Genomic DNA, 26,629 nt, shown 5'->3' with positions numbered 1-26,629 from the left:
CCGTGCGGCGGCGGTGCTGGAGAGGTCCCGATCCGGCTCCCGAAACGGCGAAGAGGGGCGGAGCCGGCTTGGCTCCGCCCCTCTCGCGCAGGACCGCTCAGACGCGCTTGAACAGCAGCGCGCGCTTCACTTCCTGGATCGCCTTGGTCACCTGGATGCCACGCGGGCAGGCGTCCGTGCAGTTGAACGTCGTCCGGCAGCGCCACACGCCGTCGATGTCGTTCAGGATGTCCAGCCGCTCCTCCGCGCCCTCGTCGCGCGAGTCGAAGATGAAGCGGTGGGCGTTCACGATCGCCGCCGGGCCGAAGTACGAGCCCTCGGTCCAGTACACCGGGCACGACGTGGTGCAGCAGGCGCACAGGATGCACTTCGTGGTGTCGTCGAACCGCTCGCGGTCGGCCACCGACTGCACCCGCTCGCGGGTCGGCTCGTTGCCGTAGGTGATCAGGTACGGCTTGACCGCCCGGAACGCCTCGAAGAACGGCTCCATGTCGACCAGCAGGTCCTTGTGCACCGGCAGGCCCTTGATGGGCTCGACGGTGATCGTGGTCTGCTTGCCGCCGCCCGCGAGCAGGTCCTTGAGCAGGACCTTGCACGCCAGCCGGTTCACGCCGTTGATGCGCATCGCGTCCGAGCCGCAGATGCCGTGCGCGCACGACCGGCGGAACGTCAGCGTGCCGTCCAGGTACCACTTCACGTAGTGCAGCAGGTTGAGCACGCGGTCCGACGCGAGCGCCGGGATCTCGAACGAGTCCCAGCGCGGCTCGTCGTCGAACTCCGGGTTGAAGCGGCGGATCTTCAGGGTGACGGTGATCGCGCCGTCCGGGACCGGGGGCTGGGAGCCGCGCGAGCCCGTGGACACTTCAGCGGTAGCGGTCATCAGTACTTGCGCTCCATCGGCTGGTACCGGGTGAACGTCACGGGCTTGTAGTCCAGGCGGATGTCCGCCGACAGGCCCTCACCCTGCTTGTAGTACATGCTGTGGCGCATGAAGTTCGTGTCGTCGCGGTTCGGGTAGTCCTCGCGGGCGTGACCGCCGCGGGACTCCTTGCGCGCCAGCGCGCCGACGACCAGGACTTCGGCCAGCTCCAGCAGGAAGCCCAGCTCCACGGCTTCCAGGAGGTCGGTGTTGAACCGCTTCCCCTTGTCCTGCACGGTGATCCGCTGGTACCGCTCCTTGAGCGCCTGCACGGCGTGCAGCGCGGTCTTGAGCGTGTCCTCGGTGCGGTACACCGACGCGTTCGCGTCCATCGTGGCCTGCAGCTCGGTGCGGATGTCCGCGACCCGCTCGTGGCCGTGCTCCGACAGCGCCAGCGCCACCTGCGCCTCGACCTGGGCGGCCGGGTTCTCCGGCAGCTCCACGTGCTCGTGCGCGTTGGCGTAGTCGGCGGCGGCGATGCCCGCGCGCCGGCCGAACACGTTGATGTCCAGCAGCGAGTTGGTGCCCAGGCGGTTCGCGCCGTGCACCGAGACGCACGCGCACTCGCCCGCCGCGTACAGGCCGGGGATCACGTGGTCGTTGTCCCGCAGCACTTCGCCGTGGATGTTGGTCGGGATGCCGCCCATCGCGTAGTGCGCGGTCGGGTAGACCGGCACCGGCTCCTTCACCGGGTCGACCGCGAGGTACGTGCGGGCGAACTCGGTGATGTCGGGCAGCTTCGACTCCAGCACCTCGGCCCCGAGGTGCGTGCAGTCCAACAGCACGTAGTCCTTGTTCGGGCCCGCGCCGCGGCCTTCGAGCACCTCCAGCGCCATCGACCGGGCCACGATGTCGCGCGGCGCCAGGTCCTTGATGGTGGGGGCGTAGCGCTCCATGAACCGCTCGCCGGAGGCGTTGCGCAGGATCGCGCCCTCGCCGCGCGCGCCCTCGGTGAGCAGGATGCCCAGGCCCGCGAGACCGGTCGGGTGGAACTGGTAGAACTCCATGTCCTCCAGCGGCAGGCCCTTGCGGAACACGATGCCCATGCCGTCGCCGGTCAGCGTGTGGGCGTTCGACGTGGTCTTGAAGACCTTGCCGAACCCGCCCGTCGCGAACACCACGGACTTGGCCTGGAAGACGTGGATCTCGCCGGTCGCGAGCTCGTAGGCCACCGCGCCGGTGCAGACCGGGCCGTCCTCGGTCTCGGTCAGGCAGATGTCGAGCACGTAGAACTCGTTGAAGAACTCGATGCCGTGCTTGACGCAGTTCTGGTACAGCGTCTGGAGGATCATGTGACCGGTGCGGTCGGCCGCGTAGCACGCCCGGCGCACGGCGGCCTCGCCGTGGTTGCGGGTGTGGCCGCCGAACCGCCGCTGGTCGATCTTGCCCTCGGGCGTGCGGTTGAACGGCAGGCCCATCTTCTCCAGGTCGAGGACCGCGTCGATGGCCTCCTTCGCCATGATCTCGGCGGCGTCCTGGTCGACCAGGTAGTCGCCGCCCTTGATCGTGTCGAAGGTGTGCCACTCCCAGTTGTCCTCCTCCACGTTCGCCAGCGCGGCGCACATGCCGCCCTGCGCGGCGCCCGTGTGGGAACGCGTGGGGTAGAGCTTGGTGAGCACGGCCGTGCGCGCGCGCTGGCCGGACTCGATCGCCGCGCGCATACCGGCGCCGCCCGCGCCGATGATCACGACGTCGTACTTGTGGAACTGCATGTCGAAGACTCCCCGCGGCGGGTCAGGAGGTGATGTTCGGGTCGAAGGTGAAGATCACGTACGAGCCGAGGGCGATGATCAGCACCATCGACACGTAGAGCAGCACCTTGAGCCAGAACCGGGTGGCGTCCTTGCGGGCGTAGTCGTTGATCACGGTGCGCAGGCCGTTGCCGCCGTGGATCTGCGCCAGCCACAGCATCGCCAGGTCCCAGAACTGCCAGAACGGCGACGCCCAGCGACCCGCCACGAAACCGAAGTTGATCCGGTGCACGCCGCCGTCGAGGATGTTCATGATGAACAGGTGGCCGAGCACCAGCACGACCAGCGCGATGCCGGACACGCGCATGAACAGCCAGCTGTACAGCTCGCCGTTGCTGCGCCGGGCGGCGGGGCGGCGCGGGGAGCGCGGCTTGTCCAGGGTCAGGTCGCTCATGGTCAGTGACCCCCGAACATGTCGGACACCGTGCGGACCATCATGAAGTAGGTGCCCGGGAGCATCACGGCCACCCACACGACGAGGACCGTCCACAGCATCGGCCGCTGGTACTTCGGGCCCTTGGCCCAGAAGTCGACGAGCATCACCCGGATGCCGTTGAGCGCGTGGTAGAGCACCGCGCCGACCAGCCCGACCTCGAACAGGTTGACGATCGGGTTCTTGTAGGTCTCGATGACCTTGTCGTACGCGTCCGGCGACACCCGCACCAGGGCGGTGTCCAGGACGTGCGCGAACAGGAAGAAGAACGTCAACACACCGGTGATGCGATGGGCGACCCAGGACCACATGCCCAGATCGCCACGGTAGAGCGTGCCGCCTCCTTTGGAGGTGCCCGACCGCTCTGTTGCGGTGGTGCCGGCCATGCGCAACGGCCTCCAGCGTCAGTGGTGGACTGGTCTCCCCGTGGTAAAGGGGACCTTGACCCCCGGATGCTAGTCCCGGGTGGTCTGCGCGACCCAACGGCCGCCGCCGTCTGTGAGCGACGAGACATCCACCGTGCACTGGATCAATTCACCTGATGGTGTGACGTGCCCTACCTGTTCGGAAGGCCGTCCACTTGAGACGCCGACGGCTGCCGGTAGTGGACCACGTGCAGGCCGAGGACGCCCTCGTCGGTGAGTTCGACCGGCTCCGGGCGCAGCCCGTCGACCAGCTCCAGACCGCCCTCGACCCGCCGCGCGTTGATCAGCAGGCCCACCGACTCGCGGCCGCGCCGGTCCCGCCGGCGGACCCAGACCAGGCCCGCCGAGCCGGGCGGGCGGGTGCCGAACTCCGCCAGGACGTCGACCCAGCGGGCGTGCGCGCTGACCCCGGTGACCTCGCCGAGCCGGGCCGTCGTCGGCCCGAACCAGGCGGCCGGGCCGGGCGCGGGGGTCGCGGTCAGGTCGTCGTCGCCCGCGTCCCAGCGCTCCAGCCACGGCCACGGGTCGGAGTTGGGCAGGCCGAACGGGGCCCGCCGGCCGTCCTTGGGCACCACCAGCGCCGCGTCCAGCATCTGGTCGCGGGGGTCGCCGGAGTCGAGGAAGGCGCGGGTCGTGCAGGCGAACAGCCATCCCCGGTCCAGCTCGTCGGCCGGGTCCGGGTCGACCAGCACGACCTGCCCGCCGTACACGTCGGCCAGGTGCCGCCGGGCCTTGCGCACGGCGTCGTCCACCGTGCGCACGTCGGGCTCCGGCGCGGGGCGCGGCCGGTGGAAGCGGGCCAGCACCAGCTCCTTCACCGTCGCGGTCTCCAGGTCCGCCGGGCCGCCGTGCAGGCCGTCCAGCACGGCCACCTCGCCGCCGTCGTTGTGCGCGTAGAGCAGGTGCCCGGTGACCTCGACGCCCGCGAGCTCGCGTCGCACCCACACCACGCCACGGGTGTCCGGGCCGCCGTCGCGCACCGCCGCGAGCACCTCCGACCAGTCCTGGCAGGCCGACACCTCCGAGCGCCGGAAGTGGTTCCCGCGCAGCCGGTCCCACCAGCCCGGACGCTCGTCCCACGGCTGCCACGGCAGGGTGGACGCGGGCGACCGGTCGACCACCGCGTCCACCACGACCACGCAGTTGCGCGCGTTGACCCGCCACACCCAGTCGCGCTCGGTCGGGGCGCGCCAGTCGTCCGGGCCGTCCTCGCCGATGCCCAGGTCGGCGAACGGCCGGTCGTTGGCCAGCGGGTAGGGCGCGTCGCCGTTCTTCGGCACCGCGAGCGCAGCGGCCAGCATCGGCAGCGATTCGTCGCGCAGCCGGCAGCCGAAGACCGCGACCCGGTCGGTCTCCAGCAGCGCGTACCGGGTGGGCTCGGCCGCGCCGCCGTACACCCGGTCGAGCCACTGTTCGGCAGCGCCTCGTGGTTGCGTCACACGCACCTCATCGGTTGGTCGTCTCGGTCAGGGGTCGTCCGCCGGCCCGTCGAGGCTAGGGCACCCGGGCCGGCGCCGCCGGGGCCGTGCGGCCGCCCGGTGGTGCCTGGGCCGCGCCGCCGGGCGGTGGGGCGGTGGCGTGCGCGGGCGGGGCGGTGGCGTGCGCGGGCGGTGTGCCGGTGGCCGGTGAAGTGGGGCCGGCGGTCGGCGCGGGCGGAGGCAGGTCCGGCAGCGGGATGAACTGGATGCGCACGGCGGTGTGGTCCAGCCTGGCCGGGCGGTGGGTCTGCGCGTCGTAGAAGGTGATGCGCTGCCCGTCGTTCCAGCCGTTGAAGACGTGACCGGTGCCGTCGTCACGGCTGATGCCGATGCTGACGTGCCGTCCCGGCTTGCCTTCGAGGTGGTCGACGACCTGGTTGTAGTTGGCCGCGTCCTGGAACTTGGTGCCGAAGTGGTTCTCCAGGTAGGCGCCCTGCTGCGGCGTGGGCAGCGGCGCCGCGGCGGCCGGCCGGCCGTGCAGCGCGTCGTGGGTGGCGATGACGCAGTTGGTGCAGTTGACGTTGTGGCCGGCGACGTTGTTCTGGAAGTTGTCCCGGTTGATCCGCGCCAGCCCCGGGTACTGGTCGTCGGCCCACTTGGCGGCCGCCGCGTCGTCGCTGAACGCGTTGTAGTGGTGGGTGTCCGGCGGCAGCCACTTGCCGATCTCGGCCTGGAAGTCGGGCGCCTGCCGGGCGGCGAGCCGCTGCTCCAGCAGCTGCCGCTCGGCCTGCTGGCGGGTGTCCAACTGGCGTTCCACCAGGGCGCGTTCCTGCTGCTGGCGGTTCTTCAGGTCCTGCTCGGCGGTCTGGCGCTCCTGGTCCTGCTTGACCTTGAGGTCCTGCTCCACCTTCAGCCGCTCGGCCTGCGCCCGGTTCTCGAACTGCTGCTCGGCGGCCTGGCGCTGACCTTCCCGCCAGGTGGTGAACTGCTGCTCGGTCTGCTGCCGCTCGGCCTGCTGGGCCTGCGCCACCCGCTGGTCGGCGTTGTTCCGCTCGGTCTGCTGGTGGGCGAGCAACTGCTGTCGCAGCTGCTCGACGGCGGCGGGCGACGCACCCGGCTGCGAGTTGACGTGGTCGACGAACTGCTGCTGCTCGGTCGCCTCGCGCCGGAGCACCTCGGTGAGCACCCGCTGTCGCTCGGCGGCCTGGCGCTCGTCCAGCCGCTGGGCGGCCTGCGCCTCCTCGGCGCGCATCCGGTCGGCGAACTGCCGGCCCGCCTCGGCCCGCTCGTTCTGCTGCTTGGCCAGCACGTCGGCGGCGACCTTCTTGGCCTCGGCGTCCAGCTTCGCGGTCGTCGCCTGGCTCGCGGCGGCGAACTCGGCCTGCTGCTTGACGGCCAGGTCGGCGGACGCCTTCTGCTTCTCGGCCGCCTGCCGGGCCCCCACCGCGTTGCGGTCGGCGGTCCGCTCGGCGAGCTGCCTGGCGGCGAGGTCGCCGACCGCCTTGTCCCGCGCGGCCTTCCGCTGCTCCGGCGTGAGCGCCGGGACCGGGGTGGGCGCGCCGGTGTTCGTGCTGGTCGACGCGCTGGTGGACGGGGTGGTGGACGGGGTGGCGTCGGGCGTGCCGTCGACCGGCGCGCCGAACGGCCCGTCGAACGGCGGGATGCTCCGGTCGAGGGTCGGCGCGCTGCCGAACGCCTGCCCGGAGGTGGACGTCGAGCCCGACCCCTCCGCGCTCGTGACCACGATCTGCGGCGTGGGCACGACTTGCGGCGCGGGCACGACCTGCGGCTGTTGGAGCGGGGGTGTCTGCTGGTTGGGCGGCGTCTGCTGGTTGGGCGGGGTGGGTGGCGCGGTGGCGGCGCTGAGCTTGGTGTCGGCGTCGGTCTTGGCCGCCCACCACGCCGCCTGGGCGGTGTCCGCCTCCTGGTGGCGCAGGGCCAGGTCGTCGTGCGCGGTGGTGATCCTGGCGTCGAGGTCGGCCACCTTGAGCACGGCCTGGTCGTGCGCGCTCTCCGCGTCGATCCGGGCCTGCTCGGTGAGCCTGGCCTGCTCGCGGGCCTCGCGCAGGGTCCTGTTCGCCTCGTCCAGCCCGGTCTGCCGGGCCTCGACGGCCAGTTCGGCGGTCGCGAGGTCCGCCTTGGCCACCTCGGCCGCTGTCCTGGCCTCGGTGGCCGCCAGGACGGCGGCCTCGTGCGCGCGGACCGCCTGCTCCCGGGTGATCGCCGCCGCGTCCCGCTCGCCGGCGAGCTTGGTCTGCTCGCCGAGCCACCCGTCGCGGACCTCGGTGTCAGCCTCGACCTTGTCCGCCAAGCCCTGCCGGACCGGGTCCACCGGTGGCGGCGTGGTCCCGGCCTCGTCGGCGGGGGCCGGGTTGGCGCGGTCGTGGGCGGCCAGCGCGCTCTCGGCGGCCAGCAGGCTCTCCTCGGCCTTGGTGAGCAGGTCCGCGACCGTCCCGGCCCGTCGGTCGAGGGCCCCGGCGTTCTCGTCCTCCAGTCGCACGTCGGCCTCGGCGTTGCGCGCGACGAGGTCGGCCCGCCGGGACCGGCGGTCCAGCTCGGCCGACGTCTCCGCCAGGCCCTCGGCGGTGGCCACGGCCCCGTCGCGGGCGTCGCGCGCGGTGCCGACCTCGCCGTCCCGGGTGCCGACCAGCTCGAACGCGGCCTCCGACGCGGCCAGCCGGGTGTCCAGGGTGGTCCGCAGGCCGGGCACGTCCAGGGCGGCGGTCGCCCGCTCGGCGAGCAGGTCCTGCGCGTGGTGGCGGGCCTGCTCGACCCTGCCCTCGGCGGTCCGCCACGTCTTCGCGGCCGCCTTCACCACGTCCTGCGCCGCCGCGACCCGCGGGTCGATCGGCTGCCCGAGCACCGCCTCCACGTCCGCCAGCGGCATCCGCAGGTCGACCGAGCCGGGCACCGTCAGGTCGTGGACGCCGATCCTGCCGTCGACCTCGGCGACGAACCGGTACTCCACGTCGAACTCGACCAGGCCGGAACGCCCGGACGGCTTGAGGTTCTGCGCAGTGCCGCTGACCGGCGCGCCGGAGTCGGTGGTGGAGTCCTCGGTGGAGTGCTTGAGCTCCAGCCCGGTGCCGGTGAGGTTGGCCGAGTGCACCAGGTCCGGGTTGCCCTGCGCGTCGTCGGCCCGCTTGCCCAGACCGCCGGTGGGCACGCCGACCGACACGTCACCGGTCTGCGAGTACTTCGCCTCGGACGTGGTGGCGTGCGTGGTCGAGGACGGGTTCTCCAGCTTGACGCCGTCGCTGAGCGCGTCCAGCCGGGGGTTGACCAGCTTCGCGTACACCTTGAGGTTCGCGTGCTGCGACAGGCCGAGCGTGGCCTGGTGCAGACCCGGCACGTTCAGCGGCCCGGACGTCATGCCGGGCAGCATCGACTGGAGGGTCTCCGAGCTGAGCGCGGACAGCAGGGCGTTGAGCGAGCCGGTGCCCTCGCCGGTGATGCCCTGGCCCGCGCCCGCCCGTCGCAGCGCCGCGATCGCGGCCAGCCGCACGTCCTGCGCCCCGCGCATCCCCTCGACCGACGAGGTCGCGGGAGGTGCCACCGGCGTGCCGGCCTGCTGCCAGGTGGTCACGTTCGCGGGCAGCGCCTCGGCGTTCGGCCTGTCGGTCCCCGTCGCGTCGTGCGGACGACTGTTGTCGGTCACGCCCGGCGCGTCGACCCGCACGTTGTCGGCGTGCAGGCGGACCCGCACCGGCTTGGGCAGCGGGGCGGCGGCGGGCGTCCCGGTCGCCGGCGCGGTGCCGGTCGTGGTGGCGGGGGCCGTGCCGGTGGTCGTGGGTCCGGTCGCCGGTGCGACGGGCGGCGGGTTCATGCCCTCGGTGGCGAGGGTGGACTTGGCGATCTCCCGGCCGCCCTTGTGCACCACCAGTTCGAACTCCATCGGCACGTCGTACTGGACGGCCGGCCCGGTGGCGGTGTGCTTGTGGCCGAACTGCTCGGTGGTGGTGTCGGTGGTGGTCCTGCTCTGCGAGCCGCCCAGGCCCGCGCCGACCGCGCCGCCGACCACCGGGGCCAGGTTGTCCTTCACGTCCGGCAGGTGCAGGCCCGCTGCCCGCGCGTTGACGCCCCACGACGTGCCCTTGGTCAGCCCCGAGGAGTCCTTCCGGGTGCCGGCCAGGATGTGCTCGATGTCATAGCCGTCGTTGACCGCGCCGACGAACGTCGGGTTGCCCGCCTTGGCCCGCAGCGTGACCTGGTAGGTGTCCTTGCCGATCACCGTGCCCGGCTTGTGCAGCAGCAGCGGCACACCGCCGTCCAGGGCGCTGTCGATGAGGCCCTTCACGCTGGTCGGCGAGGTGAGGTCGACCAGGCGCTGGAGGTTGTGCATCGAGTCGTTGAGCACGCTGTCCGGGATCAGGCCCGAGCCGACCCGGCCCCGGGTCTGCGCGTTGACCTTCGTGGCCAGGTCGGCGACCACGGACGAGAGGTCCGGGACGTCCTCCACGGTGCTCAGCCCCAGCGACGAGGGCTGCTCGGGGGTCAGCCGCTTGGGCGGCGACATGTCGCCGAAGTGCGGCGGGGCGTGCGGCGGCACGTCCCGCAGCAGGCCCATGTCCCGGGCGACCTGCTCGCTGACCCGCACGAACACGCCGCCGGGCAGGGTCACGGTCGTGCCGTGCGCCCGAGGCGTGCCGGCGTAGGCGGCGTTGCCCGACCGGCTCTCGCCGACCACGGAGAACTCGGCGTCGAGCTGGACCAGCACGGTCCGCTCGCCGGCCGGCCGGACCAGCTTGCGGTCGACGTTGCCGCCGACCTCGGTCGCCGTCGTCTGCGTCCGGGAGTACGGCGTCCACTTGCCGCCGGCGTTGAACGTGCCGCCGCCCTGCGGGGTGGTGTCGCCCGGCTTGCCGCCGAACGCGAACCCGGCGCTGCCCTCGACGGACTGGTTGCGCGCGCTGCTCTCCGCCGCCTTGAACCCGCCGCCGGTCCACACCTCGGTCGGCGTGGTGTCCGAGATCGACACCACCTTGGCGTTGTCGAAGTCGAACGTGACCGACATGCCGATCGCGCCGGTCCGGTCGGTGACCCGGCGGTCGAACCTGAGGCTGTCCTCGACGATCCCGGTCTCGGCCATCCGGCGCAGGTTCGCCTTCAGGTTCTCCGGGCTGAACATCTTGTCGATCTGGTTGCGCGCCACCGTGCCCGGCACGGTCAGCGAGGTGTCCGGTCCGGCCGCCGCGTTGAGCGTGGCCAGCGCGTGCTCGCGCAGCTGCTCGGCGTTCGCGACCGCCTCGACGTGCAGCCACTCGTGCCGGGGCGGGCGGGTCGCGCCGGGCTTGAGCAGCGAGCTGATCGTGGTGTTCGGCAGCGGGGTCGCGGTCGCGTCCTGCGGCTCGTAGTCCGGCTCGGTCTTGAGCGCCGAACCGTCGGACACCCACAGGTGGACCTTGCCGGGGATCCGGTCCACGACCTTGGGCCCGTCCGGGGTGGCCGGGTTGTCCGGGTCCGGCGGCCGCACGACCGTCTTCTCCCGCGGCACCTTGAGGAACGGCGAGCCCGGCGTGACCCGCTTGACCCACGAGCGGTTGCGGCTGAACTCGGTGATCTCGATCTCGAACTCGATGTCGTGCGCGAAGACCTGCGCCTTGGAGTCGCCGACGTTGAGCGCCACGTCGTTGACCACCGGTCCGGCGGTGGTCTTGGTCGCCGTGGAGCTGGAGTACTTCACCGCGGCGGTCGCGGTCGGCGCGAGGCTCGCCCCGCCGGTCTTCACGTTCGCGCCGCCGCGCCCCTCGACGCCCGCGCTCCAGCCCTTGGTCGTGGTGGTGGAGCTGTCCAGCTTCGGCGCGGCCGAGTTGAGCCCGCGCACGTTGCGCGCGTCCGCTTCGCCCAGGTGCTTCGGCGCGCCCAGCTTCGCCCGCACGGTGACGTTGACGTAGTCGTTGGTCGCCCTGCCCTGGCGCTTGAGCTGCACCTGCACGCCGGGGCCGAGCAGGCTGTCCATCCTGGACCTGAGCGCGGTCGGCGACAGCTCGGCGTCGAGCTTGCGCTGGTTGGCGAGCTGGTCGTCGACGTCGGCGAAGTTCTTGCCGTCCGCCCTCGGGTCGGTGCCCCGGTTCCACGTCGGCAGGAAGCCGGCGAAGCCGTCCAGCCCCTTGAGCGCGTCCTCGACCTGGCCCTGCACGTCGAGGTCGCCGGTGCTCAGCTCACCGACCCGGATGTTGCCCGCCGCGAGGCCGGCCGCCAGGTACGGCGGCTCGAAGCGGGTGTCCGCGGTGCCCGGCTTGGTGATGCCCGCCTGGGTCACGGTCGCCGGCGTGGGCAGGCCGTGCGCCTTCGCCTCCGGCAGGCCCAGCCGCACGTACCCGGTGGCGGGCACGGTCACCGGGTCGCCGTTGGGGGTGCGCACCTCGACGTTGACGGTCACCTTGTACAGGCCCGTCTGCCCGCCGACCTGGATGCCCGCGCGGTTGACCGCCGTGCTGCCCGCCGACGAGCTCTCCGAGGTCTTGGCCGAGACCGAGCCGGTGATGCCGGCCGTGCCGATCGTCGCGCCGGGGGTGCCGACACCGCCGCCGATCGCCGCGTTCACCTCGACGCCCGAGCCGACCGTGGCGGTGACGCCGGTGTTGGTGGTGGCGGTGTGGTGCATCCGGAACTGCGCGCCGCCGTGCGTGCCGACCAGTTCGGCGTCGACCAGCGACGCCCGCATCTGCACCGCCGAGCCGTAGGCGGCGTGCGGGCTGGTCAGGTTGGGCGAGGTGACCCAGCCGTTGAGCATCACGTGCAGGTTGTCCCGGATGGAGGTGGCGCTGAGGAAGTCGCGCAGCACCGTGCGGCCGTCCGCGCCCGGCTTGACCACCGACGGGTGCAGGTTCGCCTTGACCAGGTCGAACGCCGCGTCGGCGTCGAAGCTGCCGATCGCCTCGGGCACCAGGTGCTCGACCTTCGAGCCCCACGCGGCGTCCGGGGTGGCCTTGCCCAGCGTGTTGTCCGTGTCGGCCAGGTTGGTCAGGTCGTCCGGGATCTGGAGGGCGACCGTCGTCGGGTTCGCCGCGGTGCCCGTGATCACCGAATTCGCGACCAGCACGTCCTGGGCGTCGGTCAGCGTGACCCTGTAGGAGACCGGGACGTCGTACTTGGTCGACGTGTCACCGCCGCGCACCTCGCGGTCGTCGACCGTCGTGGAGGTGGCGGTCGAGGTGGTGACCGGCGTCGACAGCGTCGTCTTCACGCCGACCGTGCCGTACGCGCCCATGCCCTGGCTCGCCGTGGCGGCGAACGACAGGTCGTTGCCGGTGCTCAGGTTCGTGGTGGTCGTGGTGGTCGTGCCGCTGTCCACCCGGCTGTCGACCTTGGCCGACGACGCCGCGCCGGGACCGGTGACCGGGCCCATCACGGCCTTGACGTTGGCGTCGTACCAGTTGCCGCCGACCTGGACCTGGAACGTGCGGCCGTTGCCGAGGAACGACTCGAAGTCCGAGTCCAGCGCCGCGCCGATCCGGTCGACGCCGACCGGGGTGACGCCGGCCGGCGTCGGGACGAGCGCGGTGATGCCGGCGGTGACCTGGTCGACGCCCTGCACGCCGTTCGTGGCGACCGTGCCCAGGGCCTGGTTGTCCTGCACGAACGCGGGCAGCGCGACACCGGGCAGCACCGGCAGCGGGTTGGCCACCGGCAGCGGGGTGACCGGGGTGGCCGGTGGCGGGGTGCGCCTGAACCAGTTCGGCGCGTGCGGGAGCTGCGCGTCCGGGCTCACGTCGGCCCGCGTGTCGACGTCGTTGAACGACACCAGCGCGTTGGCGCGGTTCTCGACCAGCCACAGGTTGCGCGGCTTGAGCGCGGCGTTGTCGGCGTCGATGCCGGCGGTCATCGGCGCGTTGTCGCCGACCACCCGGCCCTTGCCGTCCTGGTGCTGGAAGATCGGCTTGACGTCGTCGGTCTCGAAGTACTCGTCGTGCAGGCCGAAGAAGTGGCCGACCTCGTGCCCGAGCCGGCGGTGGTCGGTGTCGACGGGCCAGTTGAGCTGGTTGGCGCGGCCGTCCGGCTCGGTGATGTCGATGGTGCCGTGGGCGTCGGCCGGGTTGTCGGTGAACTCGACGGTGACGTGGAACTGGCCGCCCGTGGGCAGTCGGTAGCCCTGGTTGAACAGCTCGTCCACGCCGGCCTTGGTGCGCTCCTTGATGCCGCGGATGGCGTCCGGGTCGCCGTTCAGGTGCAGCTTGACGGTGAAGTCCTGGACCTGCACGCCCTTCACGTCGAGGGTGCGGATGTCGTAGGCGATCGGGCCGCGCCACGCCTTGAGGTCCACGCCGTCCGGGCCGATGGTCGAGTTCGACAGCACGCCGCCGTCCTCGCCGCGCACCCTGCCGGTGATCGGCGCGTTGCCCCAGGCGTCCTCGATGGCCGCGTTCGGCACCGCGCCCTTCGGGTCGAACCAGTCGGCGGCGGGCGCGGTGCTGTGCCGCCACGACGGGTCGTCCAGCACCGGGTGCGGACCCCGCGGGGCGGGCGAGGTGATCACCGTGTCGGTGACCTTGGTGCCGACCGGCGCGGCCGGCGGCGTCCACCCCTCGGGGCGCTTGAGGTCCCAGTCGACCTTCACGTCCAAGCCGTCCGCGCGGCCCGTCGTCACCTTGGCGTCGACGCCCTTGGCGGACAACGCGTCCGCGACGCTCTGCGCGTTCGGACCGGAGACCTCCACGACCGGCGGCAGGTACCTGCCCTCGCGCTTGGCCGTCACGTCGGCGAGGTCGTCCACCAGGGCGTCGAGGTCGGCCTGCTGCGGGCCGGTGAGCGCGGTCGAGCCGGGCGCGAAGGTGAACGACTTCTCCGGCCTCGGGTTCGCGGCCGGCTCCGCGCCCGTGGTCTTCGGGCCGGACGTCTTCGGGTCCGTGGTCTTCGGGTCTGCGGTCGTCGAGTCCGGAGTGGACAGTGCCGCCGACGGGACGGACCGGCTCTGCGGCGCGGCCGGCGGCAACGTGCTCGTGCTGCCACCCGTGTTCTGCTTGCTGCCGCCCACGTTCGGCGGCGTGGCGACCTTCACCTGCGCGCCACCGGTGTCCGTCGCCGGCTGCTTGCCCGCGGCCTTGTCGCTGAGCGTGGTCACCGGCTGCTTGCCGGCAGCCTTGTCGCTGAGCGTGGTCACCGGCTGCACGCCGGGCGTCTTGTTCCCGGAGTCGGTCGCCGGCTGCTTGCCGGTGGACTTGTCGCCGCCCGGCAGGGTGCTCGTGCTGCCGGCAACCGTGGTGTCGGTCGGCGGCGGCGGGGGCGGCGGCTTCGGGAGCGTGTCGTTGAAGTCCTGGATCCGCTGGTCGATCGCCATCTTGGCGTCCCACCAGTCCTGCTGCCGACGACCCGCTTCCCGCGCCGGCCCGTCGAGGTCGGCGGTCGCCTGGTCCTTGGTGTGCTGGATCTGCTGGGTCAGGCCGTCCTTGAGCGCGGTGACGCCCTCGACCTTCTGCTGTGCCTGGTCGACCACGCCCTGCGCGGCGTCCACGACGCCCTGCGCGGTGTCGAGCGCCTCGTTCGCCTTGTCGTGCTGGTCCTGGGCGGTCGCCAGCTCGGTCCTCGCCGCGTCGAACGGGGCCTGCGCGTCGGTGACCCGCTGGTTCGCGTCCGCCAGCGCCTTGGTGGCGTCGGTCCGCGCGCCTTGGGCGTCGGTCAGCTTCTGCTGCGCGTCGGGGAGTTGCCCGGTCAGGTCGTCCAGCGCGTCCTGCTTGGCCTTCAGGTCCGCCTTGGCATCCGCGACGTCCTGCCGGAGCCCGGTCTCGACCGGGTCGACCGGCGGGGACGCGGGGGTCTGGCCGTCGACGGTGGCCGGGCCCTGGGCGGGCCGCGGTGCCGGGCGGGTGGCGAGGTGGTCGGTCAACGCCTGCTCGGCGGTCTTGACGGCCGTGTCGGCGGTGCCGACCTCCTGGGTCGCCCCGTCGACGTCCTGGTTCAGGTCGGCCAGTTCGTCGGTGGCGGTCGTGACCGCGGCGTCCGCGTCGGCGAGCTGCCCGGTCGCGTCGGTGACGGCGTCCTGCGCTCGGCCGAGCTCGCCGGCGCGCGCGTCGAAGACCCGCTGCGCGGGCTCGACCTTGGCCCCGGCGTCGTTCGCGGCCTTCTCCAGGTCCGGGATCTTGGCCTGCTCGGTGGCGAGCTTGGTCTGCGCCTCGGCCAGTTCCTGGTTGGCCGCCGCCAGGTCCTTGTCCGCGTTGGCGACCTGCTTGTCGAGGTCGGCGACGGTCGACTGGGCGTCGTGGACGATCTGCTCCACGGCGGCCTCGGCGGTCCGCCAGTCGGCGGCGGCCTTCTTGACCTCGTTCTGCGCGGCGGCCAGGTCCTGGAACTTCTGGCCGACCGCGGCCTTGTCGTCGGCGGCGATCTTCGACTCGATCGCGGCCTGCGCGTCGGCCGCCGGCATCCGCACCTGCGCCGCGCCCGGCACGACCAGGTCGACCACGCCGACCTTGCCCTTGCCCAGGTCCGCGACGATCCGGTACTCGACGTCGAAGTCGACCAGCCCCGTGCGGCCCTCCCGCTTGAGGTCGTTGACCTGGTTGTTCGACGCACCGCCGGTCGTGGTGTCGGAGACCTCGCCGGCGTGCTTGAACTCCAGGCCGCCGGTGTTGAACACGACGCCGGGGTCCTTGGAGGTCAGACCACCGGTCACGCCGCCCACGACGACGTCGTTGATCTCGGACTTCTTGGCGTCGGCGGAGGTCGACGAGGTGGTGCTGCGCGGGTTCTCCAGCTTCACGCCGTCGCTCAGGCCGCCCAGCTTCGGGTTGACCATCTTGGCGTAGACCTTGACGTCGGCGTGCTGGCTGGTGGTCAGCGCCGCCTCGTGCAGGCCCGGCACGGACATCGGCCCGGACAGCATCTCCGGCAGCTGCGGCTGGAGGTTCTCCGAGCTCAGCGCGGACAGCAGGGCGTTGAGCGAACCGGTGCCCTTGCCGGTCAGCCCCGGCTTCGCGCCCGCTTCGGTCAGCGCGTGGATCGCGGCGGCCCGCAGGTCCCGCACGCCGCTGAGCGCCTCCACGGACGCGCTCGGCGGCAGTGCCGTCGCCTTGGCGTCGGTCTGCCACGTCGGCGCGTTCCGCGCGTCCGCCTTGGTCTTCGCCTGGCCGCTGTCCACGGGCGGCGGCGTGGTCGGGGGGTTGCCGGCCGGGGTCGCGTTCGGGTCCACCGAGGTCGACGGGCCGGAGGTCGACGGGGCCGCCGTGATCTGGTCCTGATCGGCGGTGGCCGGCGCGTTCGTGGCCGGCGTGGTGGCGGGGGCGTTCGCGGACGGGGGCGCGAACTTCTGGTTGTCGGCGTGCAGCCGGATGCCCATCGGGTCGGCCGGCGTGATCTCCGACGAGCCGACCAGGGTGTCGCCCTTGTGCACTTCCAGCTTGAACGTCACCGGCACGTCGAACTTCGCCACCGGGCCGCCGCCGACCCGCTTGTGGCCGACCTGGGTGGCAGTCGACCCGGTGACCGACGTGGTGGTCGAGTGGTTGACGTTGACCGCCACCGCCACGCCCGCGTTGCCCGCCAGGGTGGGGCTGGCCGCGGCGGGCAGACCCGCGCCGGGGACCTTGAGGCCCGCGCCCCAGCCGGTGCCCCGGCCCTGCCCGTCGGTGGTCTTGGTGCTGCCGGCGATGATCAGCTCGACGTCGACGCCGTCGTTCGCCACGCCCTTGAACTCCGGCGTGCCGGTCACCGCGGTCAGCGTGACCTGGAACGTGTCCTTGCCGAACGTCCCGGGCTTGTGCAGCAGCAGCGGCACGCCGCCGTCCATGGCGCTGTCCATCAGCGACTTGACGCTCGTCGGCGAGGTGAGGTCCACCAGCCGCTGGAAGTTGTTCATCGAGTCGTCGAGGACCTGCTGGGGCAGCACGCCGCCGTTGCTCTTCGCCTGGAGGTCCGCGCGGAGGTCGGTCACCAGCTTCGACAGGTCGGCCGGCATCTTGTCGATCATGCCCAGGCCGAGCGAGCCGGGCTTCGCGCCGGGGCCCATGGTCTTGGGCGGCGCGATCGTGCCGGCGTCCTTCGGGCTGTGGTCCGGGGTGTCGATGGACGACAGCACGCCCAGCTCGCGCGCCACGTCCTCGCTGACCCGGACGAAGACGCCGCCCTCCAGGTCGACCTTCACCGCCGCCGTGCCCGGCGTGCCCTTCACCGCGGTGTTGCCGGTCCGGCTCTCGCCGACCACCGTCACGCTCGCGTCCACCTGCACCAGCACCGTGCGGCCGGTCGCGGGCGTGATCTTGACGCGGTCCACGTTGCCGGCGACCTCGCTGCCGGTCGTGCTGGACTTCGACCACGGGGTCCACTTGGCCGTGACGCCCACCGCGCCCTGGCCGGTCGGGTTGTCGGTCGGCTTCGCGGGCAGGTTCAGCCCGCCCGACACGTCGAACGACTTGGTGTCCACCGTCGTGCCGGAGGCCTTGAACCCACCGCTGGTGGTGTTCTCCATGCCGGTGATGTCCGAGATCGACACCAGCTTGGCCTTGCCGAGCTCGAACTTCACGCCGACCGCGCCGGTCCGGTCGGTGACCCGGCGGCCGTACTTCAGGCCGCCCTCCTGCACGCCGGTCTCCAGCATCCGGGTCAGGTTGGCCTTCACCGCCTCCGGGCTGAACATCTTGTCGATCTGGTTGCGGGTGTGGGTGCCCGGGACGGTCAGCGACGAGTCCTTGCCGCCGGCGGCGTCGGTCAGCGCCTGGATGGCCGCGTTCTTGATCGCCTCGGTGTTCGCCACCGCCTCGACGTGCAGGATCTCCGGCGCGGGCTTGGCCGACGGCGTGGTCAGCAGGGTCTGGATGTTCTGCGGCGCGGTCGGCCCGGTGAGCTTCGTGGTCACCGGGTCCTTCGGCGTGAAGTCGGCCGGGTCCTGGGTGAACGTCGAGCTGTCCGACGCCCACAGGCGCACGTCGCCCTTGATCTCGCCGATCGGCTTCACGTCGCCGGTGCCGCCGGTCTTGGCCACCGTCTTGGGCTGCGGCACCTCGAGGAACGGCGAGCCCGGCGTGACCCGCTTGACCCACGCCCGGTTGCGGCTGAACTCGGTGATCTCGATCTCGAACTCGATGCCGTGGCCGAACACCTGGGCGTTGGACGCGCCGACGTTGAGGCCCGAGCTGTTCACCGCCGGACCGGCCGTGGTCTTGACCGACTCGCCGATGGTGAACTTCGCGCCGACGTTCGGCGTCGGGGTGAGCGTGGTCCCGCCGGACTTGGCCGGGATCGTCAGCTTGCCCTCGACCCCGATGCTGCCGCCCTTCTGGGTGGTGGTCGAGCTGTCCAGCTTCGGGCCGCTGCCCGCCCAGCCGCGCACGTTGTGCTTGTCCACCTGGCCCAGGTGCGAGTCGAGCTTGGCCGCGCCCTCCGGGTCGACCAGCTTCGCCTTGACGTTGATGTTGACGAAGTCGTTGGTGGCCAGGCCCTGCCGCTTGAGCTGCACGTTGACGCCTGGGCCCAGCAGGCTGTCCATCTTCGCCTTGAGGGCGGTCGGCGACAGTTCGGCGCCGAGCTTGCGCTGGTTGTCCAGCCGGGCGACGACGTCGGCGAAGTTCTTGGTGACCTTGGGCTGCTTGGCGGCCTTGCCGTCCGCAGCCGGCGCGGTGTTCGTGGTCGTGCCGGTGGGCGGCAGGTCGACGTTGTCGTTCCACTGGGGCAGGAAGTCCGCGAAGCCGGGCAGGCTCGACAGGGCCTTCTCGACCTCCGCCTGCACCTTCGCCGCGGGCGCGAACTCGCCGACCTTGATGTTGCCCGCGGCCAGCTCCGAGGCCAGGTACGGCGGCTCGTAGCGGGTCTTCTCGGTGCCCTTCTTGGTGCCGTTGTCGGTCAGCTTGTCCTTCGTGCCGTCCGGCACCGGCAAGTTCGCCGAGGACGCCTCGGGCAGACCGATCCGCGCGTAGCTCGTCACCGGGACCTGCACGGTGCCGCTCGGCGTCCGCACGTCGATCACCGCGGTCACCTTGTACAGGCCCGTTTCGGACTTCACCTGGATGCCCGACCGGTTGCCCGAGTTCGTGCCCGCGTTGGACGTCTCGGTGAGCTTCGCGCCACCCGAGACGACCGGGCCGACCGTCCCGCCGAGCTGGCCCGAGACCTGGACCCCGAAGCCCGCGCCCACCGTGACGTCGTACCCGCTCTTGGTGTTCGCGGTGACGTTCGTGCTGGTGTTGGCGATGTCGTGCAGGCGGAGCTGGGCGTCCTTGTTGGTGCCGAGCAGTTCGACGCCGGTCACGGTCGCCTTCATCTGCACGGCGGAGGCCTTGCCCGCGTTCGTGCTCACCAGGTCGGGTGAGGTGACCCAGCCGTTGAGCATCGAGCCGAAGTTGTCGCGGATCGTGGTGGGGCTGAGGAAGTCCTGGAGCGCGGACCGCCCCGGCGCGCCGATCTGCACCACCGAGTTCGGCAGCTTGGCCGCGACCTTGTCGAACGCGCCCTTGGTGTCGACCAGGGCGACCGCCTCCGGCGCGATGTGCTCGATCTTCGCGCCGAGGTCCGGATCGGTGATCTCGACGCTGGTGTCCGCCGTGCCCGGCGGGGTGAGGTTGACCAGCTCGTTCGGGATCTGGACGGTGGCGCCGCCCGCGACCGTCGGGACCACCGCGGGGTTCTTGGTGGTGATGTCGACGTTGTTCGAGTCGGTCACGGTGACCGTGTAGGTGACGTCGAGCTTGGCGATCGTCGAGTCCTCGCCCGACCGGATCGCCCGTTGGTCCACAGTGGACGCCTGCACGCTGGTGGACGCGGCCGGCGACGCCAGGTTCACCTTGACGCCCGCCGAGCCGTAGCCCCCGAACGCCTGGCCCGCCGTGGCCGTGACGCCGATCTCGCCGCTGGTCGCCACGGTGTTCGTGGTGGTCGAGCTCGCCCCGCTGTTGGCGGTGAAGTCGACCTTCGTCTTGACCGCGGGCTTGGTGATGTTCGCCGGGTCGGTCTGGGGTTCCAGGTGCGCCTTGACGTTCACCTCGAACCACTTGTTGCCGATCCGGACCGGGAAGTCGCGGCCACCGCCGACGAACGTCTCCAGGTTGTTCTCCAGCGCCACCCCGATCTGGTCCACGCCGACCGCCGGCTTCTTCGCCGTGGTGGGCAGGATCTCGCCGACCTTGGCCACGACGTCCGCCGCGCCCTGCACGTCGGTCACCGCGATCGCGCCCAGCGCCTCGTTGTGCTGGAAGAACTCGGGCAGCCTCTTCGACGGGATCACGTCGGCGGGCGGCGTCGATCCGTTGTCCGGGTTGCCGCCGGGGTTGGGGGGATCGAGGGGCGTGATCGCGTCCACGTCGGTGACGACGACCTGCGGCGCGATCTGGTCCTGGGCGACCGGTGCGTTCTGCTGGTTCTGGTTCGAACCGGACGGCTGGTTCGGGGCGGCCGACGTGGTCGCGGTACCCAGCGGCTGCATCTCGGTCGCGTCGACCTTGGGCTTGCCGGACCCGCCGAAGATCTTGGGCAGGGCGAACTTCGGCGCGTTCGGCAGCGACGGGAAGTTCGGCGCCTTCCGCCCCGGCTGCTCCACCCCGACCGGCGCCGGCACAACCCCCACGACCACCGGCGGCACACCCGCGTCGGCCTTGCCGTCGCTCTTGGTGCCGGCCTTGGTGTCCACCTTCGCGTCGACCTTGGTGTCGACCTTGGTGTCCACGGCGGGCGAGGGCGCCGGCTTCGGCGCGACCGGGTTCGGGGTCGTGCCGGTGGGCGGGACGTTCGTCGGCGTGCTGACGGGCGTGCCGACCGGCGGCGGCGTGGTGCGCGGCGCGTTGGCGGCCGGGTTGACCGGGGTGTTGACCACCGGCGTCGGGTTCGACCCGGTGACGTTCGGGGCCGCGACCGGCTTCGGCGAGTTCTGGTTGGGCGTCGCCGGGTTGGGTGGCGTGGGACTGGGCGATGGCGTGGTCGGCGTCTTCGTCGGGGCCGGTGGGGGCGTGGACGGGGAGGACGTCGGGGCCTTGGCGATGTTGCCGTCGCCGGCCTTCGGTGGTGGGGCGTCGAAGGTGCCCTTGCCGGGGCCGCCGGTGTACTTGCTCGAACGGTCGGAGGGGCCGCCAGCTCCGGCCTGCGTCCCGCCCGCCGGCGGCGCGCCCACGGGCGGGACTCCGCCTGCCATCGGGGACGTCGGCGCGGGCGTCGGGGACTTGCCCGCCGGCGGGGTGTTGCCCGCCGAGGTCGGGCTGGTCGGCGGGGCCGTCCCGCTCGTCGGCGCGGGACCGGTCGGTGCCGGCGAGGTCGGGCCGGTCGACGGGATGCCGGTCGGGCCGCCGGTCTTGGGCGTAGCACCACCCGGCGTCGCCCCACCCGGCGTCGTGCCGCCGGGCGTCGCACCACCGGGGGTCGGGGTGCCGGGCGGGCTGGAGATGGTCGGCTTGGGTGCCGGCGGGGGAGTGGACGAGGAGCCGGTCGGGGCCTTGGTGATGGTTCCGTCGCCGGTCTTGGGTGACGGCGAGTCGAACAAGCCCTTGCCGGGGCCGCCGGTGTACTTGCTCGAACGGTCGGACGCGCCGGCAGCGCCCGGGGCACCCGCACCGCCCGGTGCGCCGCCCATCGGGGCGCCAGCGCCGAGCGGGGACGGCGTAGCGCCGCCCTTGGGGCCGGTCGAAGTGCCGGGCGGTGCCGCGACGGGCGTGGCACCCACCGCCGTCTTCCCGCCCGGAGGCAGGTTGGTCCCGCTACCCGGAACGCCGCTACCCGGAATGCCACCGGGCACACCACCCGGAATGCCACCGGGCACGCCACCCTTGGCACCGCCCCCCGGAACGCCGCCACCGGGCGCACCACCGCCCTTACCGCCCCCACCCGGCACACCGCCCGGTACACCACCGGGCACGCCGGCACCCAGGATGCCGCCGGGCACACCGCCGCCGCCCTTGGGACCCGCGACGGGCCCGACCGAAGGCCCACCCGTCCCCTTGGGCCCACCGGTCGGACTGGTGCCGGCCCCACCCTTGGGCGAGTTGATCGGACCGACCCCGGAACCGCCCACGCCCTTGGGTCCACCCGTGGGCCCAGTACCGGCGCCGCCCTTGGGCGAGTTGACGGGACCGACTGCCGGCCCACCCGTGCCCTTGGGGCCGCCCGACGGCCCAGTACCCGCGCCCCCCTTGGGCGAGTTGACGGGACCGACCGCCGGTCCACCGGTGCCCTTGGGGCCGCCGGACGGCCCAGTACCCGCGCCACCCTTGGGACCCGTCGTCGGGTTGACCGCCGGGCCGCCGGGCCCCTTCGGGCCGCCGGGGCCGTTCGGACCGCCGCCGCCCTTGGGGCCGTCGGTCTTGCTGACGTCGGGACCGCCGGTCTTCGGGCCCCCGGACGGGCCGCCGCCGGGCTGGCCGGGTGGGCGTTGGGCGTTCGCGTCCGGGTTGAACTTGTTGAACTCCTTCTTGCTGTTGTTGTCCGTCGAGACGTGCGTCTCCTGCGTCGCCTTGAGACCCGACTGCACGTTGCCGAACGTCCCCGCCGCGCGCTCCGCCTGCGACACGGTGTTGTTGTTCGAGTTGTTCAACGCCGGCACCGCGAACAGCCCGATCGGCCCCAGCGCGTTGGGGCTGAGCTGCAAGCCCCGCAGGCCGCCGGTGATGGCGTTGAGCCTCGACTGGAGATCACCCGCCTTGCCCTGCAAACCCTCCATGGTCGACATGTTCATGCCGAACCCGGAACCGCCGGTGGGCCCGCCGACCGGGGGCGGCGGCGGTCCGGGGGTGGACCCGGAGTTCGATCCGGGATTCGAACCGGGGTTCGAGCCACCGGTGTTCTTGGGTGCCATGAGGGGTCTCTCCGGACGACTCGACGACTAGACCTGGGGCAGGGCGGCTACGCCTGGACGGTGGGCTTGTCGGCGCTCGGCCGCTCTCCACCGGACTTGTTGTCGTACTTGGACTTGTAGTCCTCGTAGGACTTCTTCGCGTCCTCGCCGGACGACTTCGCCTCGTTCGCCGCGGTCTCGGCGCGCTTGCCCGCCGCCTCGGCCTCGTCGGACGCGCGCTTCGCGGCGGCGATGTCGGCCTCGCTGCCGGACGCGAACGCCTTGGCGTTGGCCTCCGCCGCCTTCGCGTTGGCCTCGGTGAAGTCGACGTTGGCCTGCTCGTACTTGGCGTTGGCCTGCTTGGCTGCGTCGTTCTTGGCGCTCATGTCGTCCGCGGCGGCGGTCTGCGCCGGGTCGCCGGGCTTGCCGTCGGAGGTGGTCTGCTTGTACTCGTCGTAAGCCTTCTTGGCCGCCTCGTCGGTCGGCTTCGTGCCGTCCAGCGCCTCGTTCGACTTCTTCGACGCGTCGGCCAGGTCGCGGGACTCCTTGGCCGCGTTCTCCGCCGCCTTCGCCGCCTCGCCGCGGGCCGCGTCCGCCTCCGCCTTGGCCGCGTCGTACTTGGCCTTGGCCTGGTCGAACGCCGCCTGGTCGCCCGAGGCCGCCGCCTTGTTCACGGCGTCGGCCGCGTCGCTCGCCTTCTTGTTCGCCTCGGCGGCCTTGTCGGACTTGTCCTTCAGGTCCTCGTTGGCGCTCTTGAGGTCGTCGGCTTCCTTCTGCTCGTTCTTCTTGGCGTCCTCGTACTTCTTGTTGGCCGCCTCGGCGTCCTTGTTCGCCTTGTCGACCTTGTCCTGGGCGTCGTCGTCCTTCTTGCCCTTCTCGATGTCCTTGTCGACGTCGTCCTGGGCCTTGTAGCCCTCCCAGCCGATCTCGGCGACGTCGGCGATGTTCTCGAACCGGTCCCAGCCCTTGCCGATCTTCTCCACGACGTCGTCCAGCTTGCCGATCCGGCCCATGTTCCGGCTCAGCGCGGCGACCAGTCGGGCGATCCGGGAGGCGACGTTGGTGGCCAGCGCGATGCCGCGGCCGACCGCGAAGCCGATGAACGCGGCGATGGACGCGCCGAAGGTGGGGATCGCGGCGGCGGCCGCGGCGATCGCGCCGGCCAGCAGCGAACCGAGGAACTGGGCGATCATGTCGCGCACGATGTCGCGCAGGACCTGCACGAGCATCCCGCAGACCGCGACGATCTTGGCCTTGGTCTCGATCGCGCCGGCCATGTCGTCGAGCTCTTTGCCCATCGCGTCCATGCTGGCCTTGAACCGCTCGGAGGCCTGCCCGGACCAGCCGTCGAACGTGGCCAGGCCCTGCTTGTGGTCCTCGGCCAGCACGCGCATCTCGACGGCCTGCTTCTTGGTGGCCTCGACGTTGGCGTTGATGTCGTCCGGGTCGCCCATGAGCTGGTCGAAACCCTCGCGGATGAACGTGATGTGCTCGATCAGCCAGCCGATGCCCGCGCCGAGGATGCTGCCGAACGGGTCGGTGACGAACATCGCCACCGACGACGCCGCGCCGATCGCGTTGAACGTGATGTCCAGGACGCGCTCGGTCTCCGACTCGGCGTCCTTGCCGATCGAGTCGATCAGGCCGTCGAACGCCTCGATGAACATCGAGCCCTTGAACTTGTTCTCCTCGGTGATCTCGATACCGGGAGGCGCGGCGATCGGCGTTTCGGGGGCGGTCATGACATGGCCTTCCTAGGTCACCAGGGCTGGTTGTCGTCGTCGTCTTCGTCGGCGCGCTGCACCGGCCGGGCCGCCGGCGGGCGCGGCGGCGCCACCGGCTGCGGCCGGACGGGCGCGCGCTGCGGCTCGGGCTCGGGTTCCGGGTCGAAGTCGTCCACGACCTCCGGCTCCTCGTCGCGCGCCATCGAGTCCAGGACGACCTGCATCGCCTCGGAGCCGTCACCCATCGGCGCGAACGCCTCCACGACCTTGGCCGACGCGGCCTTCTGCGCGTCGCGGGCGGTGGTCATGATCAACGCGGTGAGCCGGGCCGGCCCGAGGTCGCACGCGCGGTGGCCGAGTTCGAGGTTCAGCAGCCCGCCGCCGGGGCCGACGGTGATGGTGACCGCGCCGTCCGGACTGGTGGCCGTGCCGTTCGCGGCGGCGAGGTTCTCCTGGAGCTCGTCCGACTTCTGCTTGAGGTCGGCCAGGCGCGACTCGTAGTCGTCCAGCCACTGCCGGGGGTCCAAGGCTGCCTCCAGGGGGTGATACCGATGCACCCTGAGTTCACCGAAGGTCGCCAACGCCGCCCCAACGCCCCACCAACGAGTGATAACCACCACCCCACCGCCGCCCCCACCCCCACCGCCTCCGCCACCTACGGTCCCCCGAACCCCCTCGCCTTCGCCTCCACCCCGCCCTCCGACCACCACGCGAGCGTTCCGAGCGGCCGCCCGCACCGACTCATGATCGACACATTCCGGAGCTCCGCATCACCCCGTCGCCACACGCCTTTCAGCAACGGCACCACTTCCCTTGATCGCGCCCCCCTCACGCTCTTTCACCCAGGCATTTCACGTCACCACCGCCGCGAAGCCGCGTCGGTCTGTCACGCAGTGTTTCCGACCGATCACGCCCTTCGATCGGTCGGAAACACTGCGTGATGGGCCGACTTCCAGGCGGCGAAGCCCGCCGCGACGAAGTCGCGGCAAATTCAACACAGCTAGGTCACGTGCGGGCCGGTGCGTGCGCGGTGGTCGTTACCACGGGGTACGGTTCGCCACTCGGAACCCCGACAACGCGGTCGGGGATTTGTCTGCTCGCTGAGCAGGGAGGGAGACGAGCCGTGCGTCGTCGAATGCGTGGCATCGCGGTGGCCGCGATCGCGCTGACCAGCGTTCTGTCGATGGCCGCCTGCGCCAAGGACAACGGTGGGACCAGCACCGGTACGACCGGGGGTGCCTCCGGCGGGTGCAAGCTGGCGGACAAGCCGCCGGCCGCCGCCGGCAACACCACCAGCTCCTCGGCCGGTGAGAAGGTGGACGGCAGCGCCCTCAAGGTCGGCTTGGCCTACGACATCGGCGGGCGCGGCGACGCGTCGTTCAACGACTCCGCCGCCGCCGGCCTGGACAAGGCGAAGGCCGACTTCGGCGTCGCCGAGGTCAAGGAGCTCACGGCCGCCCCGAACGAGGCCGAGGACGCCAAGCAGACCCGCCTGCGCCAGCTCGCGACCGAGGGCTACAACCCGATCATCGGGGTCGGCTTCGCCTACGCCGAGTCGCTGAAGGTCGTCGCGCCGGAGTTCCCGGGCACCAAGTTCGCGATCGTGGACGGTGCGGTCGAGGGCGCGGCCAACGTGACGCCGCTGGTGTTCGCGGAGGAGCAGGGCTCCTTCCTGGCCGGCGTGATCGCCGCCTACCAGTCCAAGACCTGCCACGTCGGCTTCATCGGCGGCGTGAAGATCCCGCTGATCCAGAAGTTCGACGCGGGCTTCGAGCAGGGCGCCAAGGCCGCCGCGCCGGAGGTCAAGATCGAGAAGAAGTACCTGACCCCGGCCGGTGACTTCACCGGGTTCCAGGACCCGACCAAGGGCCAGGAAGCCGCCAAGGGCCAGATCGAGGCCGGCACCGACGTCCTCTACCACGCCGCCGGCGCGTCCGGCAAGGGCGTGTTCTCCGCCGCCAAGACGGCCAACGTCAAGGCGATCGGCGTCGACTCCGACCAGTACAACCAGTCCACCGTCGCGGAGTCCAAGGACGTGATCATCTCGTCCATGCTCAAGCGCGTCGACGTCGCGGTCTACGACTTCGTCAAGGCCGTCGCCAAGAACGACCTGGGCAGCCTGCCGAAGGTGTTCGACCTGAAGGTGGACGGCGTCGGCTACGCCACCTCCGGCGGCAAGATCGACGACAACCTGAAGGCCGTGCTCGACGGCTACAAGGCGCAGATCATCGAGGGCAAGATCAAGGTCTCGGACAAGCCCACCAGCTGATCCGGCC

9 protein-coding genes are annotated in these 26,629 nt (G+C 71.8%); 1 reads left to right on the top strand and 8 read right to left on the bottom strand.

All coding sequences use genetic code 11. The annotated features are described in order from the left end of the window. Window positions 1-97: 97 nt before the first annotated feature. The 8 genes from BN6_RS37465 to BN6_RS37430 all read right to left on the bottom strand — a co-directional run bounded on the left by BN6_RS37465 (window position 98) and on the right by BN6_RS37430 (window position 24,880). Window positions 98-880, bottom strand: a complete 783-nt coding sequence (locus tag BN6_RS37465; protein WP_015105080.1) for a succinate dehydrogenase iron-sulfur subunit — start codon at window positions 878-880, stop codon at window positions 98-100. After that, complete coding sequence (sdhA, locus tag BN6_RS37460; RefSeq protein WP_015105079.1) at window positions 880-2,631, bottom strand: succinate dehydrogenase flavoprotein subunit; 1,752 nt, start codon at window positions 2,629-2,631, stop codon at window positions 880-882. The genes BN6_RS37465 and sdhA overlap by 1 nt, the downstream gene beginning before the upstream one ends. 22 nt (window positions 2,632-2,653) lie before the next feature. Further along, window positions 2,654-3,064 carry a succinate dehydrogenase hydrophobic membrane anchor subunit gene (locus BN6_RS37455; protein WP_015105078.1) on the bottom strand — a complete coding sequence of 137 codons (411 nt, stop codon included), beginning with the start codon at window positions 3,062-3,064 and terminating at the stop codon, window positions 2,654-2,656. A gap of 2 nt (window positions 3,065-3,066) precedes the next feature. Further along, on the bottom strand, window positions 3,067-3,489 hold the full coding sequence (gene sdhC / locus BN6_RS37450) for a succinate dehydrogenase, cytochrome b556 subunit (protein ID WP_015105077.1): 423 nt from the start codon (window positions 3,487-3,489) through the stop codon (window positions 3,067-3,069). A gap of 170 nt (window positions 3,490-3,659) precedes the next feature. Continuing rightward, the gene (locus tag BN6_RS37445; RefSeq protein WP_063641854.1) at window positions 3,660-4,967 is read right to left on the bottom strand and encodes a YrhB domain-containing protein; all 1,308 of its coding nucleotides are present in this window, start codon (window positions 4,965-4,967) and stop codon (window positions 3,660-3,662) included. 55 nt (window positions 4,968-5,022) lie between these two features. After that, complete coding sequence (locus BN6_RS37440) at window positions 5,023-22,515, bottom strand: toxin glutamine deamidase domain-containing protein (protein ID WP_041315475.1); 17,493 nt, start codon at window positions 22,513-22,515, stop codon at window positions 5,023-5,025. Between the two features lie 182 nt (window positions 22,516-22,697). Then, on the bottom strand, window positions 22,698-24,371 hold the full coding sequence (locus BN6_RS37435) for a hypothetical protein (RefSeq protein WP_015105074.1): 1,674 nt from the start codon (window positions 24,369-24,371) through the stop codon (window positions 22,698-22,700). Window positions 24,372-24,388: 17 nt separating this feature from the next. After that, on the bottom strand, window positions 24,389-24,880 hold the full coding sequence (locus BN6_RS37430) for a YbaB/EbfC family nucleoid-associated protein (RefSeq protein WP_041315473.1): 492 nt from the start codon (window positions 24,878-24,880) through the stop codon (window positions 24,389-24,391). Window positions 24,881-25,488: 608 nt separating this feature from the next. On the opposite strand from BN6_RS37430, the gene BN6_RS37425 reads away from it, so the two are divergent. After that, a complete protein-coding gene (locus BN6_RS37425) occupies window positions 25,489-26,622 on the top strand; it encodes a BMP family lipoprotein (RefSeq protein WP_041315470.1) in 1,134 nt (377 codons plus the stop codon). Window positions 26,623-26,629: the final 7 nt, after the last annotated feature.

Source organism: Saccharothrix espanaensis DSM 44229 (assembly GCF_000328705.1).
Lineage (GTDB): Bacteria > Actinomycetota > Actinomycetes > Mycobacteriales > Pseudonocardiaceae > Actinosynnema > Actinosynnema espanaense.
This window is presented reverse-complemented; position numbering and strand designations above follow the sequence as displayed.